This is a genomic window from Kluyvera ascorbata ATCC 33433, from assembly GCF_000735365.1.
In the GTDB taxonomy this organism is placed as follows: Bacteria; Pseudomonadota; Gammaproteobacteria; order Enterobacterales; family Enterobacteriaceae; genus Kluyvera; species Kluyvera ascorbata.
On sequence record NZ_JMPL01000002.1, the window covers coordinates 85576 to 102270 of the forward strand.

At 54.1% G+C, this 16695-nt stretch carries 13 protein-coding genes; 6 read left to right on the forward strand and 7 right to left on the reverse strand.

The annotated features are described in order from the left end of the window. Window positions 1-5: 5 nt before the first annotated feature. Both mscS and GKAS_RS23525 read right to left on the reverse strand, forming a co-directional pair. Window positions 6-884 (reverse strand): small-conductance mechanosensitive channel MscS, encoded by an 879-nt coding sequence (gene mscS / locus GKAS_RS01060; protein WP_035891439.1) that lies wholly within the window; start codon window positions 882-884, stop codon window positions 6-8. A 363-nt stretch (window positions 885-1247) separates the two neighbouring features. After that, entirely contained in the window at window positions 1248-1451 is a 204-nt protein-coding gene (locus GKAS_RS23525; protein ID WP_072011319.1) for a YfgG family protein, read from the reverse strand. A 352-nt stretch (window positions 1452-1803) separates the two neighbouring features. On the opposite strand from GKAS_RS23525, the gene GKAS_RS01070 reads away from it, so the two are divergent. After that, the gene (locus tag GKAS_RS01070) at window positions 1804-4086 is read left to right on the forward strand and encodes a sensor domain-containing phosphodiesterase (RefSeq protein ID WP_081918512.1); all 2283 of its coding nucleotides are present in this window, start codon (window positions 1804-1806) and stop codon (window positions 4084-4086) included. Here GKAS_RS01070 and ppx read toward each other — a convergent pair. The 4 genes from ppx to purM form a co-directional block, all read right to left on the reverse strand. Beyond that, entirely contained in the window at window positions 4039-5586 is a 1548-nt protein-coding gene (ppx, locus tag GKAS_RS01075; protein WP_035891441.1) for an exopolyphosphatase, read from the reverse strand. The two genes, GKAS_RS01070 and ppx, sit on opposite strands and share 48 nt — an antisense overlap. A 3-nt stretch (window positions 5587-5589) precedes the next feature. Continuing rightward, the gene (gene ppk1 / locus GKAS_RS01080) at window positions 5590-7650 is read right to left on the reverse strand and encodes a polyphosphate kinase 1 (protein WP_035891442.1); all 2061 of its coding nucleotides are present in this window, start codon (window positions 7648-7650) and stop codon (window positions 5590-5592) included. A gap of 231 nt (window positions 7651-7881) precedes the next feature. Beyond that, entirely contained in the window at window positions 7882-8520 is a 639-nt protein-coding gene (purN, locus tag GKAS_RS01085) for a phosphoribosylglycinamide formyltransferase (protein WP_035891444.1), read from the reverse strand. Continuing rightward, window positions 8521-9558 carry a phosphoribosylformylglycinamidine cyclo-ligase gene (gene purM / locus GKAS_RS01090; protein WP_035891446.1) on the reverse strand — a complete coding sequence of 346 codons (1038 nt, stop codon included), beginning with the start codon at window positions 9556-9558 and terminating at the stop codon, window positions 8521-8523. Window positions 9559-9845: 287 nt separating this feature from the next. On the opposite strand from purM, the gene bglK reads away from it, so the two are divergent. From bglK to GKAS_RS01115, 5 genes are all read left to right on the forward strand, one after another. Further along, window positions 9846-10736, forward strand: coding sequence for a beta-glucoside kinase BglK (gene bglK, locus GKAS_RS01095; RefSeq protein WP_035891448.1), 891 nt, complete (start codon window positions 9846-9848; stop codon window positions 10734-10736). 12 nt (window positions 10737-10748) lie between these two features. Further along, a complete protein-coding gene (locus GKAS_RS01100; protein ID WP_035891450.1) occupies window positions 10749-12179 on the forward strand; it encodes a 6-phospho-beta-glucosidase in 1431 nt (476 codons plus the stop codon). 186 nt (window positions 12180-12365) lie between these two features. Then, on the forward strand, window positions 12366-12992 hold the full coding sequence (gene upp / locus GKAS_RS01105) for a uracil phosphoribosyltransferase (RefSeq protein WP_035891452.1): 627 nt from the start codon (window positions 12366-12368) through the stop codon (window positions 12990-12992). An 83-nt stretch (window positions 12993-13075) separates the two neighbouring features. Beyond that, a complete protein-coding gene (gene uraA, locus GKAS_RS01110) occupies window positions 13076-14365 on the forward strand; it encodes a uracil permease (RefSeq protein WP_035891455.1) in 1290 nt (429 codons plus the stop codon). Window positions 14366-14460: 95 nt separating this feature from the next. Further along, window positions 14461-15162, forward strand: a complete 702-nt coding sequence (locus GKAS_RS01115) for a DnaA inactivator Hda (protein WP_185668937.1) — start codon at window positions 14461-14463, stop codon at window positions 15160-15162. Window positions 15163-15236: 74 nt separating this feature from the next. Here GKAS_RS01115 and GKAS_RS01120 read toward each other — a convergent pair whose 3' ends face one another. Continuing rightward, entirely contained in the window at window positions 15237-16694 is a 1458-nt protein-coding gene (locus tag GKAS_RS01120) for a leucyl aminopeptidase family protein (protein ID WP_035891458.1), read from the reverse strand. Window position 16695: the final 1 nt, after the last annotated feature.

A 16695-nucleotide genomic window follows, 5' to 3' on the forward strand; every position in this document is an offset into this window, starting at 1 on the left:
GGCAGTTAGCCTACCCGGTGCAGCTGTCGCTGAGGCCGGTTGGTGACGTTCTCCACGCGAATATCCATCTGTGGGTACGGAAGGTCGATGTGATTGGCATCCATCGCTTCTTTGATGTTTTCCAGCAGATCGTAATAGGTGTTCCAGTATTCGGCGTTACGTACCCATACGCGAACGTAGAAGTTCAGCGATGAGGCTCCCAGCTCACCCAGACGTACGGTCGTCCCCCGGTTCTGGTCGATACGTTTATCCTGTTCGATGATGTGCGTAATCACGCTTTTCACATCAGCGATACGACTCTGATAGCCAACGCCAATGACCAGATCGATACGGCGGAATGGGTGGCGTGAGTAGTTGATGATGTTGTCGGCGATGATCTTACCGTTCGGGATAACCACTTCTTTACTGTCACCGGTAAGCAGGGTGGTGGAGAAAATATGAACCTTCTCAACGGTGCCGGTCATTGTGCCAATCTGCACCACTTCACCGGCTCGGAAAGGACGCAGGGAGACCAGCATCACGCCGGCGGCAAAGTTTGACAGCGAACTTTGCAGCGCCAGACCAACGGCCAGACCCGCAGCACCGATGACCGCAATGATGGAGGATGTTTCAATGCCCAGGCGACCCAGCGCGGCGACCACGGAAAAGGCGAGCGTGATGTAACGCACCAGTGCGGTAAAGAACTGCACAATGGTGATATCAACCTTGCGCTTTAACAGCAGTTTCTCCAGGCCACGGGAGAGCACGCGGGATATAAATTTACCGATAAATAATAGAATAATCGCGGCAACGATGTTCCAGCCAAACTGGATAACGGCGTCACTGTGCCCTGACATCCACTCCAGACCGCTTTTTATTTTTGGAAATAACGTAAAACCAGTCATGCTCAAACCCTGTCGCGTTAAAGTTAATAGTGGGTAAAACAATTAAATATTCAAAACATATATAAATTTTTTATATATTGGGGTGATTTTTGAGTTATGCCTTGGTGATTATTAGTGCGCTTACTGATTCTTTTTTATGCTCTTTATCAGAGCTGTAAAAAATCAGCGCGGCATGTTGCGACTGTAGAAAAAGAAAAGTTTGTGTAATTGTGCGGGAATTAGTTTTTTTACCAATATCGGCAGATAAAGATCGGGGTTCAGCCAGAAAGAGGGGTAGCCAAATTCCTTACCGGATGGTTAAAAGTCGGGTTGTTAGCCATCCGGTAAGGAATCTCGGTGTAAAAAAATGGTGGGTGCAGGGCGTTAACGAACGTCTGTTTGTGCGGGAGGCGTCTTTTGCGACAGGCTGCTTTGCTGGGATTCTTTTTTGTCCTGGTGGTGATGCCACGCACCGATAGAGGAGTAGACGAAGCGTCCGAAGAAGAAGATAAAGCTGATAAGCAGTACGATTCGGGTCATTCGACCGTTAAATCGGTGTCGCTTGCGTAGGCTGGTAACCTGGCTCACAAAGGGGTCCTTTTGTTATACCCATAGACGGGCGATGGGTACATTAAGGCACAGAGAGGGGCGGGGGTCAATTGCGGTGAATGTAAAGAACCGTCAGATAAAACATTAATTAATGTTATATAAGATATTATTCGTATTCACAAGCTAGCGTTGATAATTGGCGATAGACCTAAAAATAGAAAATTAATGTTTTGATGTGTGCTATTTGTTGACTCATATCAAACTTCATTCGTAACCGATAACTAAAATCTTCGCCTGACCCGCGTAATAGCTTCTATCGCGGCCTTTTTAAGCCAGGTTGGATGCCTGTCTGAAAATACCCAGCCGGATTTGGGGTATCCTTAGAGCATCTATGAATTTCTGTAAATTATATAAGCAATATCGAGATGAATGGTGGGGGTTACCCCTGATATTGCCTCTTCTTGTGTTACCCGTTATCAAAATTGCTAATACATATACCTATATTGGCGGTGCCAGGACTTATCTTTATTACCTTCCTCTGCCTTTTATGCTTTGCATGATGTTGTTTTTTAGCTGGAAAGCACTGCCTGGTCTGATTGCCGGTATTGGCTGCTATCTGACGAAAGATATGCACTTCGTTGAAAAGTTGGGCATCGCGCTACAGTTCCTCATTCCGACGATAGTGGCGTGGGGAGGCTATCAGTTTTTTAACCAGCAGAGAAAGATGGTCTCGCATGGCGATACACGGCTGATGGCGTATAGGCTGTTCTGGCAGATGTTCATCCCGGCGACTATTTTCCTGCTTTTGCTGCAGTTTACCTTATACCTGGGGCTCTACCCGAGCCAGAGGAATACGGCGTGGGCCTCGCCGCTGACCCAGCGTAATTTAATTAACTATCAGTCGCTGCTGATGGGGTATCTCACGGGGGTACCGCTGTGCTATTTGCTGATTCGCTTAATCCGTAATCCTAACTACTTCCGCAGCTTTTTATCGCAGGTTCGACGCGATTTCGATCCTAAGGTGACAGGGCTGGAGATGCTGGTCTGGGCGGTGATGGTTGCCGGTATCTTTTCGATGCTGATGTCCCCACTGACGAAAGCGAGCTCGATTTTTAGTACGAACTACACGATATCTTTGCTGCTGCCGGTGATGCTCTGGGGCGCAATGCGTTTTGGCTACCGCTTTATCTCTGTGGTCTGGACGATGATGCTGATTGTGGCTATCCACTATCATTACCACTTTGTTCCTCGAAGCGCGGGCTACAGCGTGCAGATGGCGATTACGTCATCCAGCTTTCTTATTTTCTCGTTCATTATCGCGTACATGGCGATGCTCTCCAGCCGTCAGCGGGCGATTCATGAGCGCGTACGCCGTATTGCGTTTATCGATCCGGTTGTCAGCTTGCCCAATATGCGCGCGCTGAGCCGAGCGATTAACCATACTCCCTGGTCGGTGCTCTGTTTTTTGCGAATGCCGGACCTCGAAGTACTGACACGCCACTACGGCATTATGCTGCGCATTAACTACAAGCAGAATCTGGCTAAATATATCTGCGATGTACTTCGCCCCGGCGAGGACGTGTACCAGCTCACCGGTAGCGATTTGGCGATGCTGTTGCATACCGAATCCTACAAAGATCGCCTTGACGACCTGTATGCCCATATACAGCAATTCCGCTACAGCTGGAATGGGATGCCGCTCCAGCCGCAGGTTGGGATCAGCTACTGTTATATTCATTCGCCAATCTCTCATCTCTCTTTAATGCTAGGCGAGCTGAATACGGTGGCAGAACTCTCTTTGGTCACTAATCGGCCGGAAAACCTGCAGCGCCGTGGTGCACAGTATCTGCAGCAGGAGCTGAAAGATAAGATTGCGATGATGGTAAGGGTGCAGCAGGCGCTGGAGAACAATGGTTTCCGCCTGATGGCGCAGCCGATTGTCGGCGTGCGTGGCGATGATTATCACGAAGTCCTGCTGCGTATGCTGGGTGACGATGGCGAGCTGATTTCACCGCTGCTGTTCTTGCCCGTTGCCTATGAGTTTGGCATGGCGTCGCGTATCGATCTTTGGGTGCTGGAAAATACGCTGCGCTTTATGGCGAGTCGTCGGAAGAGCAATCCGGGTATGCGTCTGGCGTTGAATCTCTCGCCATCAACCGCGAGCGGAACCGGGTTTTCTCAGCAGGTTAAAGACCTTCTGGCAGAGTACAGTATTGAGGCCTGGCAGCTGGTCTTTGAAATTACCGAGAGCCATTCGCTGGTTAACGCCGATCAGGCGCGGCGAACGCTGCATGAACTTCAGGATCTGGGCTGTCGGGTGGCAATTGACGACTTCGGTACCGGCTATGCCAGCTACGCGCGTCTCAAGCATATTAGCGCCGATATTCTGAAAATCGACGGCAGCTTTATCCGCAATATTGCGACCAGCAGCCTGGATTACCAGATTGTCTCGTCTATCTGTCATCTGGCGCGGATGAAGAAAATGCGGGTAGTGGCGGAATACGTCGAGAACGAAGAGATTCGCACGGCGGCAATTGCGCTGGGGATTGATTATCTGCAGGGGTACGGTATTGGCAAGCCAGCTCCCCTGGAGGAGCTGGCGGTAGCGGAAACAGCGGCGTGTGAATCAGGCGGCGACGACTTCGTCGGGCTCCCGCTCCTCAGTGATTTTTAACAACCAGCCGGTGACGCTTTCCCAATACTGCTGCTCTTTTTCCAAATCGAGCAGCACCAGCGCGTTCTGGGTAAACCAGTCGTGCGGGAAGCAGAGCGTCCAGTGGTTCGCTTCCGTCGTCAGCTTCAGCGTCGGCGGCGTTGTCGTTGCCTGTCGCTGATTATTCAGCAGCACGCCAAGGCGCAGTAGCTGAATCATCGGCAGGAACTGTTTCTTTTTGAACAACGTAAAGCGCGGTAGCTCATCGAGCTTAATCGCCTTACGGTGGAAACGAACCAGCGTCGACATCAGGTACTGCTGCTCCTGGTTGAAGCCCGGCAGGTCGCTGTTTTGCAGAATATAGGCAGAGTGGCGATGCATACCGCTGTGGTTAATATTCAGCCCGACTTCATGCAGCATCGATGCCCATTTCAGCAGTGCGGTCAGCTGCGGATTGCCCAGTTTAGGGTTCTGCTCCAGCCACTGATCGTACATTTGCATGGTCGTTTCCAGTACGCGCTGCGCCTGTTCACGGTCGATGTTGTACTGATTTGCCAGGCTTTGCGCGGTGCGGCTGCGCACGTCCTGGTGACGGAAGCGGCCTTCCATTTCATACAGCACGCCTTCACGCAGCGCGCCGTCGGAAAGACGAAGCTCTTTAATCGCCAGCGAATCAAACACGCCGCAGAGAATCGCCAGCCCGGGTACGAACACGCCTTTACGTTCTTCCGACAGGCCAGGCAGACTGAGACTATTGAAGTTTTTATACTTCAGCACCTCTTCAACCAGCATCTCGAGTCGCTCTGGGGTAATAAACCCGTCCTTTTCGCCCATCTCGACCAGCACTTCATGCGCCGCTTTGATGGTGCCTGACGCGCCCATGGCAAAATTCCAGCCCTGAATACGGTACTGCCATGCCAGCGTCTCCAGCTTCTGCACCGCCGCAAGGCGAGCACGCTGGAAGTTCTCACGGTTGATGGTCCCGGCGAGGAAGAACTGTTGCGCAAAACTCACGCAGCCCATGCGACGGCTTTCAACCAGGCGAGGTTCAAAGTCTTCACCGATCACCAGCTCAGTAGAGCCGCCGCCGATATCGATAACCAGCTTGCGGCCTTTTTCAGGCTGGGTGTGCTCTACGCCCATAAAAATCAGACGGGCTTCTTCGTTCCCGGAGATGATTTCAATGGGGTAAGGGATCACCTTTTCTGCACGCGTCAGAAACTCGGTGGCGTTCGCCGCCTGACGCAGGGTGTGAGTACCCACGATGCAAACGCTGGAAGGGGAGAACCCCTGTAGGCGTTCAGCAAACAGTGACAGGCAGCTCAGCCCGCGTTCAATCGCCTCTTCGCTCAGCATGTTGTTTTCATCCAGCCCATCGGCCAGATGAACGCGCTGCTTCAGACGGCCGATAATCTGCATCGCGCCGTCGACAACGCGCGCGATAACCATATGAAAACTGTTCGAACCGAGATCAACCGCCGCAAACTCCTGCGGCCGGGGTGCTTTGCTTTTTATTGGCATAGGTTAGTCAGGTTGTTCAAGTAATTTGAGGTAATCGTAAATCGCCTGCTGCGCGCGGACCTTGCGTCGGTTACCGCGTGGCACATAGCGATTACTCAGTTCTTTATCAATAAAGCGGGCCTTCACCGTATCACTGAACAGAATATCGATAATATCGAGGATCCGCTGTTTAAGACGCGGGTCGAGCAGCGGTGTGGCTACTTCGATACGGTAGTCGATATTTCGGGTCATCCAGTCAGCGGAGGAGAGATAAACGCGTTTATCGCCGCCGTTCTCAAAAATATAGATGCGATCGTGCTCAAGGAAACGGTCAACGATACTAATTACGCGAATATTATCGCTGATCCCTTCCAATTCTGGAATCAGAGAACACATGCCGCGGATGAGCAGATTAACCTGCACACCAGAACTGGAGGCCGCATACAGGCGATCGACCAGCCCTTTATCGACCAGGTTGTTCAGCTTCAGGGTGATCCCCGCGGCCTGGCCGTTTTGCGCATTGGCAATTTCACGGTCGATCATCTCGTAAAGCAGACGACGGGAGTTCTGCGGCGATACCAGCAGGTAGTCGAAGGTGACCGGGCGGTACGGGTTCTCAATAAAGTTGAACACCCGACGCACTTCATTGGTGATACGGGCATCGGCGGTGATTAACGAGTAGTCGGTGTAGATTCGCGCCGTTTTCTCGTTAAAGTTGCCGGTACCAATGTGCGCGTAGCGCACCACGTCATCGCCCTCTTTACGGGAGATAAGGAACAGCTTGGCGTGAATTTTCAGCCCCGGCGCGGAGAAGATAACGTGAACGCCCGCTTCGGTCAGGCGCTTCGCCCAATGGATGTTGGCTTCTTCATCAAAGCGTGCCTGCAGCTCCACGACTACGGTGACTTTTTTACCGTTATGGGCGGCATGGATCATCGCATCAATAATGCGTGAGTCTTTCGCCACGCGGTAGATATTGATCTTAATGGCCAGCACGCTCGGGTCAAACGAGGCCTGACGCAGCAGCTCGAGCACGTGCTCAAAGGTGTGGTACGGGTAGTAGAGCAGCACATCGCGTTCGCGAATGGCATCAAAGCCGTTGCGGAACTTATCAAACCAGACGTGGCGCAGGCGCGGCATCGGCTTGTTGACCAGGTTGGCTTTGCCGACGTTCGGGAAGCCAATAAAGTCTTTAAAGTTATGATAGCGACCGCCCGGCACGATGGAGTCGTAGCGGGAAATGGTCAGCTTTTTACGCAACATTTCTACCATGGCGTCCGGCATATCGCGCTGATACACAAAGCGTACCGGCTCAGCGGTGAGACGCTGCTTCAGGCTCGAGGACATCAGCTCCATCAGGCTCGACTCCATCTCGTGTACCAGATCGTACTCGGCATCACGGGTCATTTTCATGGAGTAGGCGTTGAGGGCATCGTAGTCGAAGAAGCCTTTGAAGATGTCATCCAGACAGTAGCGAAGGATGTTATCGAGCAGGATCATCGGTTTACGACGGCGCGGCGTTTCGGGTGGCAGGTTAACGAAGCGCGGCACTTTATCTGACGGGATCTCCAGCAGCGCGTAGTTGATCTCGTCGCCGCGGATGATTTCTACCGCTAGATAGGTGTAATCGTCTTTCAGGAACTGGACCAGGTCGGTCTCCCGGTTCAGCAGAATCGGGGTGATATGCTGGCGCAGATGCTGTTTAAAGTAGTGACGAAGCCAACCCTGTTGGTTAACGGAAAGCTGACGTTCGTTAATCAGGAAGATTTGGTTGCGGGCCATCTCCAGCAAGAGTTCGTTGTACAGGCCATCAAACTCTTGATCGGCTTTCAGCACCCGAGCCTGAATACGGCTCAGCAGGTGACGGGAATGCGTGGTTACGCCCTGTTCTTCACTAATGATGATGCGGCGCTTCAGCTCTGCAAAGCGGACCTTATAGAATTCGTCGAGGTTGTTGGAGTAGATCCCCAGAAAACGCATGCGCTCAATCAGCGGGTTACTTTTGTCTGCCGCTTCCTGGAGGACGCGCTCGTTGAATGACAACCAGCTCAGTTCTTTTTCGATGTACAGTTTTTCCTGACCCATTACTACTTACACTCCGGTTTGTTCACGGGACGCGGCAAAGTCGTCTCACTGTTTATATTGCTAGCTTTGCCGGGCTATGTCCAACTGTGTCATCTAAGTATGACAGTTATCCTGATTTGCATAAAAAAGAGGGCCATAAGGCCCTCTTAGTAAGGTAGCCCGGCCGAACGAAGTGACGCCGGGGAGATACCCCGGAGTCGACGCTGACGCGTCTCGTCCGGGCTACAGGATTTATTCTGCTGCATGGCCTTCCGGTGGCAGCTTCACGTCATCCAGCCAGGCATGGTTATCCTGCATCTTGAGACGACCATTGAGGAACCAGCCCACCACCAGAGGATAGATAGCGTGCTCCTGCGCCTGAACGCGAGAGGTGATTTCCTCTTCATCATCGCCGTCGAAAACCGGTACCTTGGCCTGCAAAATGACCGGCCCGCCGTCCAGTTCTTCGGTAACAAAGTGCACCGATGTGCCGTGTTCCGTATCGCCGTTATCGAGCGCCTGACGATGGGTATTAAGCCCTGGGTATTTTGGCAACAGGGAAGGGTGGATGTTGAGCAGCTTGCCCTGATAGTGCTGAACGAACTCAGCGCTCAGAATGCGCATGTAGCCCGCCAGCACCACGACATCGGGCGCATAGGCGTCAATTTCATGCATCAGCTCGCGGTCAAAGGCTTCGCGGCTGGCAAACTGACTTGCCGCCAGCGCGTGCTGGGGAATGCCCGCCTCGCGCGCCCGCTCAAGGCCGAACGCATCGGCCTTGTTGCTGAATACCGCTCGAATGGTGCCAGGAATCCTTTTCTGCTCGCAGGCGTCAATTAGCGCCTGTAAGTTGCTGCCGCTGCCGGAAATCAGCACCACGATATTTTTCATTTATTCGATGACCACACGCTGTTCGGAATCAGAGGCTTTGATATAGCCGATTTTCCACGCGTTTTCACCTTTTTCGTTCATCAGCGCAATGGCTTTGTCAGCCTGGTCAGCCGCCAGCGCGATAACCATGCCCACGCCGCAGTTGAAGGTACGGTACATTTCATGCTGACTCACGTTACCGGCATCCTGTAGCCAGTTGAATACTGCTGGCCACTGCCAGGAGGATTCATCAATAACGGCCTGAGTATTGTCTGGCAGCACGCGCGGGATATTTTCCCAGAAGCCGCCACCGGTCAGGTGCGCAATGGCGTGAACATCAACGCTGGCGATCAGTTCCAGGATAGATTTCACATAGATGCGGGTCGGTGCCAGCAGATGGTCAGCCAGTGTTTTGCCTTCAAGCTGGGTGGTGTCCGGGTTGCAGCCACTGACTTCAACAATTTTACGCACCAGCGAATAGCCGTTGGAGTGCGGGCCGCTGGAGCCGAGGGCAATCAGCACGTCACCGTCGGTCACTTTGCTGCCATCAATGATTTCTGATTTCTCAACGACGCCGACGCAGAAACCGGCCACATCGTAATCTTCACCGTGGTACATGCCCGGCATTTCAGCGGTTTCGCCGCCAACCAGCGCACAGCCAGACTGCAGGCAGCCTTCAGCGATGCCGTTGATAACGCTTGCTGCGGTATCGACGTCGAGCTTACCGGTCGCATAGTAGTCGAGGAAGAACAGTGGCTCAGCGCCCTGAACCACCAGGTCGTTTACGCACATTGCCACGAGATCGATCCCGATGGTGTCGTGACGTTTTAAATCCATCGCTAAACGCAATTTGGTACCAACGCCGTCAGTGCCGGAAACCAGCACCGGTTCGCGATATTTTTGTGGCAGCGCGCACAGTGCGCCGAAACCGCCTAATCCACCCATCACTTCTGGACGGCGAGTTTTCTTCACCACCCCTTTGATACGGTCAACCAGAGCGTTTCCTGCGTCAATATCAACACCGGCATCTTTATAGCTGAGAGAGGTTTTGTCGGTCACTGCTAAGTCTCCACGCGTTTGCGATAGCAAGAAAAATCGGCGCAATTCTATCAGTCCAGGCAAACGTTTGCGAGCCTATTCTGATCCCAATTTTCGTGGCCCGGTTTTTCCATCGTTTCCATCAATATATCGGTCAAATATGATACTGCTCACGAAAATGAAACCGGGTACACCCTTGTTCTTGCATCCATTACGGCGAATCCACATCATGTCACTGAAACCGGTTTCTGTCTTTGTTTCAGCAGAGCCAATAGCAGATGTGAAAACGGCCACAAGGGATGAACGGAATGAAGATTGCTGCCTTTGATATTGGAGGTACGGCGTTAAAGATGGGCGTTGTTGCCGCAAGCGGTGAACTGCTCGAAAAAGGAAAACAGCCCATCAGCGACAGCGATGGCGACCAGATTCTGGCGGTAATGGAAAGTTGGATTGCGGCCCATCCTGAATGCACCGGTATCGCTATCAGCGCGCCGGGCTACGTTAACCCCCATACCGGTTATATCGAAATGGGCGGTGCCATTCGTAAATTCGATAACTTTGCCATTAACGCGTGGCTGGAAGAACGAACCGGGCTTCCGGTCGCTATTGAGAACGATGCGAACTGTGTGCTGTTGGCCGAGCGCTGGCAGGGCAAGGCTCGCGATATGGCTAACTGCCTGGTGATGACCATCGGCACCGGCATCGGCGGCGCTATCTTCTGTAACAACCAACTGGTGCACGGCGCCCGTTTTCGCGCTGGCGAATTCGGATATATGCAAACCACCCGTCCCGGCTCTCGCGACGTCCGTCGCTACTCGATGAATGAAAACTGCACGTTGCGCGTGCTGCGCTATCGCTACGCGCAGCATATCGGCAAAACGCTGGACGAGGTGACGGGCGAGGAAATTTTTGACCGCTTTGAGGCGGGGGATGCCGTCTGCCAGCGACTGGTGTCGGAGTTTCTCAATGATATCGGCACCGGCCTTTATAACCTGGTGAACCTGTTTGACCCGCAGACCATTTTCATTGGTGGCGGCATCGTGGAGCGGCCTGGCTTCCTGGCGCTGATGCGCGAACATCTGGCCTGGTTCGGCATCGCTGAATATATCGATACCGTCAGCCACGGCAACGATGCCGGGCTTATCGGCGCGGTTTACCATTTCAATCAGCACTATTCGCAGCGACAACTTACTGTTTAACGAGGGAAAGATATGTCTGGATTTAAAGCTGGGTTTCTCTGGGGCGGCGCGGTAGCCGCACACCAACTTGAAGGCGGTTGGCAGGAAGGCGGGAAGGGCGTGAGCGTGGCGGACGTGATGACCGCCGGGGCGCACGGCGTGCCGCGCGAAATTACCAACGGCGTCCTGCCAGGAAAAAATTATCCGAACCACGAAGCCATCGACTTTTACCACCGTTATAAAGACGATCTGAAGCTGTTCGCCGAAATGGGCTACAAGTGCTTCCGAACCTCTATTGCCTGGACGCGTATTTTCCCCAACGGCGACGAGCTGACGCCGAACGAAGCGGGCCTGCAGTTCTATGATGACCTGTTCGACGAATGCCTGAAGCTCGGTATCGAGCCGGTCATTACCCTGTCGCACTTCGAGATGCCGTATCACCTGGTCACCGAGTACGGCGGCTGGCGCAACCGTAAGCTGATTGAATTCTTCGTTCGCTTTGCCAAAGTGGTGTTTACCCGTTACCAGCACAAAGTGAAGTACTGGATGACGTTCAACGAAATCAACAACCAGGCGAACTTCCACGAAGATTTTGCGCCTTTCACCAACTCTGGCCTGAAGTATCAGCCGGGTGAAGACCGCGAGCCGGTGATGTATCAGGCCGCACACTATGAGCTGGTGGCGAGCGCGCTGGCGGTGAAAGTCGGGCATGAAATCAACCCTGCGCTGCAAATTGGTTGCATGATTGCCATGTGCCCAATCTACCCGCTGAGCTGCGCGCCGAATGACATGATGATGGCGATGAACGCCATGCACCGTCGCTACTGGTTCACCGACGTGCACGTGCGCGGCAAGTATCCGCAGCATCTGCTGAACTACTTCGAGCGTCGTGGTTTTGAACTCGATATCACCGATGAAGACCGCCAGGCGCTGGCTGAAGGCTGCGTCGACTACATCGGCTTTAGCTACTATATGTCGTTTGCCACTAAGGCTACCGACGATAACCCGCAACTCGACTACGACGAAACCACCAGTCTGGTTTCCAACCCGTATGTACAGAAATCTGACTGGGGCTGGCAGATTGACCCGGTGGGGCTGCGCTACTCCCTGAACTGGTTCTACGACCACTATCAGCTGCCGCTGTTTATCGTGGAGAACGGCTTCGGCGCGATTGACGTGCTGGAGAGCGACGGCACGGTGAACGACCAGTACCGCATCGACTATCTTGCTGCGCATATCGCCGAAATGAAAAAAGCGGTCGTGGAAGACGGCGTGGATCTGATGGGCTACACCCCGTGGGGCTGCATCGACCTGGTTTCCGCCGGTACCGGCGAAATGAAGAAACGCTACGGCTTTATTTATGTCGATAAAGACAACGAAGGCAACGGTACGCTGGCGCGCAGCCGTAAAAAATCTTTTGCCTGGTATCAGAAGGTGATTGCGACCAACGGCAGCGAGCTCTAACTCGCTGAATACGTAATATAAAACCCCGCGAGTCGGGGTTTATTTTTATCCTGTCTTATACTCTCTGAGGACCCATTCGCCGCTTTGCTTGATCCTGGTCAATCATCATAGGTATGGCGCAATCGGAAAAAAGCGGTATAATCCCGCGATTTTTTTTGTGGCTGCCCCATCTAAAGGAGAAAGAGAATGAAGATTGTGGAAGTTAAACACCCACTCGTCAAACACAAGCTGGGCCTGATGCGCGAGAACGACATCAGCACCAAACGCTTCCGTGAACTCGCCTCCGAAGTCGGCAGCCTGCTGACTTATGAAGCTACCGCCGGTCTGGAAACCGAGAAAGTGACCATCGAAGGCTGGAACGGTCCGGTAGAAATCGACCAGATCAAAGGTAAGAAAATTACCGTTGTGCCAATCCTGCGTGCAGGCCTGGGCATGATGGACGGCGTACTGGAAAACGTACCAAGCGCGCGTATCAGCGTGGTCGGTATGTACCGCGACGAAGAGACGCTGGAGCCGGTTCCTTACTTCCAGAAGCTGGTCTCTAATATCGATGAGCGTATGGCGCTGATCGTTGACCCAATGCTGGCAACCGGCGGTTCCGTTATCGCTACCATCGACCTGCTGAAAAAAGCGGGCTGCTCCAGCATTAAGGTGCTGGTGCTGGTAGCTGCGCCGGAAGGTATCGCGGCGCTGGAAAAAGCGCATCCGGACATCGAGCTGTACACCGCGTCGATTGACCAGGGCCTGAACGAGCACGGATACATTATTCCGGGCCTCGGCGATGCCGGCGATAAGATTTTTGGTACTAAGTAAACGAAAAATAAAAAGAGCCGACTTTGATAGTCGGCTTTTTTTTGAATAAAAAAACTGAGACTAATAACACAGAGGAAAACACAATGACGCGCCGTGCAATTGGGGTAAGCGAAAGACCACCGTTGTTACAGACCATCCCGCTTAGCTTGCAGCATTTATTCGCCATGTTTGGCGCAACCGTGCTGGTGCCAGTCCTGTTTCACATCAACCCGGCCACCGTCCTGCTGTTCAACGGTCTCGGGACGCTGCTGTACCTCTTCATCTGTAAAGGCAAAATCCCGGCTTATCTGGGCTCCAGCTTTGCCTTTATCTCCCCGGTACTGCTGCTGCTGCCGTTAGGCTACGAAGTGGCGCTGGGCGGCTTTATTATGTGCGGCGTGCTGTTCTGCCTGGTCTCCTTCATCGTGAAAAAAGCGGGCACCGGCTGGCTTGACGTGATGTTCCCCCCTGCGGCGATGGGCGCAATCGTTGCCGTTATTGGCCTGGAACTGGCGGGCGTTGCGGCTAACATGGCGGGTCTGTTGCCGCCGGACGGTCAGTCTGCGGATACTAAAACCATCATCATCTCCTTGGTGACGCTGGGGGTAACCGTGTTTGGCTCGGTACTGTTCCGTGGCTTCCTGGCTATTATCCCGATTCTTATCGGCGTGCTGGTGGGCTATGCGCTCTCCTTCGTGATGGGCGTCGTGGACACCACCCCGATTGCCGAGGCGCACTGGTTCGCGCTGCCAACCTTCTATACCCCACGCTTTGAGTGGTTTGCCATCTTTACTATCCTGCCAGCGGCGCTGGTGGTCATTGCCGAACACGTCGGCCACCTGGTGGTGACGGCGAACATCGTCAAGAAAGACCTGATTCGTGACCCGGGCCTGCACCGCTCGATGTTTGCTAACGGTCTCTCCACCGTGATCTCCGGTTTCTTTGGCTCTACCCCGAACACCACCTACGGCGAAAACATCGGCGTGATGGCGATTACTCGCGTGTACAGCACCTGGGTTATCGGCGGTGCGGCAATCATTGCGATTCTGCTCTCCTGCGTTGGTAAGCTGGCGGCGGCGATTCAGATTATCCCACTGCCGGTCATGGGCGGTGTTTCTCTGCTGCTGTACGGGGTCATCGGGGCTTCCGGTATCCGCGTGCTGATCGAATCCAAAGTGGACTACAGCAAAGCGCAGAACCTGATCCTGACCTCCGTTATCCTGATCATCGGCGTGAGCGGCGCGAAAGTGCACATCGGCGCGGCTGAGCTGAAAGGCATGGCGCTGGCGACGATCGTGGGTATTTGTCTGAGTCTGGTCTTCAAACTGATCAGCGTCCTACGCCCGGAAGAAGTGGTGCTGGACGCGGAAGACAGTGAAACCTCTAAGTCGTGATCCTAAAGCCGGGCGGATCGCCGCCCGGTTCTCTCCCCAGCTATTTCTGTGTTAAACTCTTCCCGTTTTTTCGTAAGCCCATGTTGAGGTCTCCTCTGAACGCACCGGCACAGCTCTCTTTGCCACTTTATCTTCCTGATGATGAAACCTTTGCGAGTTTCTTCCCAGGCGATAACCCTTCTTTACTTGCTGCACTGCAAAACGTGCTGCGGCAGGAACACAGCGGATACATCTATATCTGGGCGCGCGAAGGCGCCGGGCGCAGCCATTTGCTGCATGCGGCCTGTGCAGAACTCTCCCAGCGCGGCGATGCCGTGGGCTACGTTCCGCTGGATAAACGCACCTGGTTTGTGCCGGAAGTGCTGGAAGGGATGGAGCAGCTTTCGCTGGTTTGCATCGATAACATCGAGTGCGTGGCGGGAGACGAATTGTGGGAAATGGCGATTTTTAATCTCTATAACCGGATCTTAGAGTCGGGCAACACCCGCTTGCTGATCACCGGCGATCGTCCGCCGCGTCAGTTGAATTTGGGCCTGCCGGATCTTGCTTCGCGCCTCGACTGGGGGCAAATCTACAAGCTCCAGCCGCTGTCTGATGAAGATAAATTACAGGCCTTGCAATTACGTGCTCGTCTGCGCGGCTTTGAAATGCCGGACGATGTGTGTCGCTTCATGCTTAAACGCCTGGATCGCGAAATGCGCACGCTGTTCCAGACGCTGGATCAGCTCGATCATGCCTCCATTACCGCTCAGCGCAAGCTAACCATTCCGTTTGTGAAAGAGATTCTGAAGCTGTAGTACATTTCCCGGCGGCGCTTCGCTTGGCCGGGCTACACGAAGCAGTAGCCCGGCCGAACGCAGTGACGCCGGGTTTACTCTCTAATATCCAGATCGTTAAGCAAATGCTGCATCAGCAGCGGAATTGGCCTGCCTGATGCCACGCTTTTCCCCCCTTCGCGCCACAGCGCCGTACCGCTGACATCCAGATGCGCCCACGGAATATCTGCCGGGCAGAAGTGGTGAAGCAGCCAGGCCGCAGAGGCGCTGATCGCTGCGTTGTTGGTCGGCGTATTGCATAGATCGGCAATGGCGCTCTCCGTTTGCTTTTTCAACCTGGCATCCAGCGGCAGCGACCAGACTTCATCGCCGCTCTGTTCCCCGGCGGTGGTTAAGGCCGAACGCAACGCGTTATCCTGGGTCATCAGCCCGCTCAGATCATAGCCCAGCGCTTTAACCACAGCACCGGTTAGCGTGGCGAGGTCGATAATATACTGCGTTTGCGCATGACGCTGGCTGGCCCAGGCGATAGCGTCGGAGAGCACCAGGCGGCCTTCGGCGTCGGTATTATTAATTTCCACCGTCATGCCGTTACAGGCGCGGGCCACGCTGCCCGGCTGCATGGCGTCGGGGCCGATGGCGTTTTCCGCCAGCGCCAGCACGCCCATCACCCGCACCGGTAATTTAAGCTCAGCGATGCAAAGCATCAGCCCAAGGACGTTGGCTGCACCGCACATGTCATACTTCATGGTGTACATGCCCGCGCCTTCTTTCAGCCACAGGCCGCCAGTGTCGAAAGTTACGCCCTTGCCGACATAGCTGCGCACCGGGCCATGGCTTGCCCCTTCATAATGAATGGCTAGCAGGCGCGGTGGGCGGCTGGCACCTTTGCCTACCGCATGCAGCAGGCCAAGGCTTTGCTCGACAATGGCCTTTTCATCCAGCACTTCACAACGCAGGGTAGGGAAGGGGGCGCACAGACGCAGGGCTTCTTCCACCACATACTGCGGCGTGCACTGCTCGGAAGGGGTATCCGCCAGGCGGCGGGCGGCAATCATGCCGTTGGCTATCGCCTGCTGTTGGCTGAACAGGGTTTCAAGACGTGCCTGTTCAGCGTCGGAACAGAAAGCATCAATATGCGTCAGGCGTACATCGCTTCGTGCGGACGTTTTTAGCCCGAGGTCCGTCAAGGTGTGGGCCTGGTTAAACAGGAAACGCAACGTTTTAGTCAGGACCGTGTTGTGAATGTGCGTACAGTCGAGCAGCACGTTGCTGCATATCGGCGTGGCAAACAGCGGACGCAGGAAGGTGAGCAGCGAGTCGGTCAGGCTGTCCTGCCAGGCGTTTTGCGGCACGATGGTGATACGGGCGAATGGCCCACAGCCGAAACCGGTGTCCGCCAGCTTTCCCTGGGCTGCGCGCGCCGTCATCTCGGCAATAAGCGGGTTATTGCGCAGCACATCCTGCTGGAGCAAAGGGCTGTCGGGCCAGGTGATGAGATGGCTCTGTTCTTGCTCGCTTCCGAGCGTCGTCACTAAGCGGTAGTTAATCATC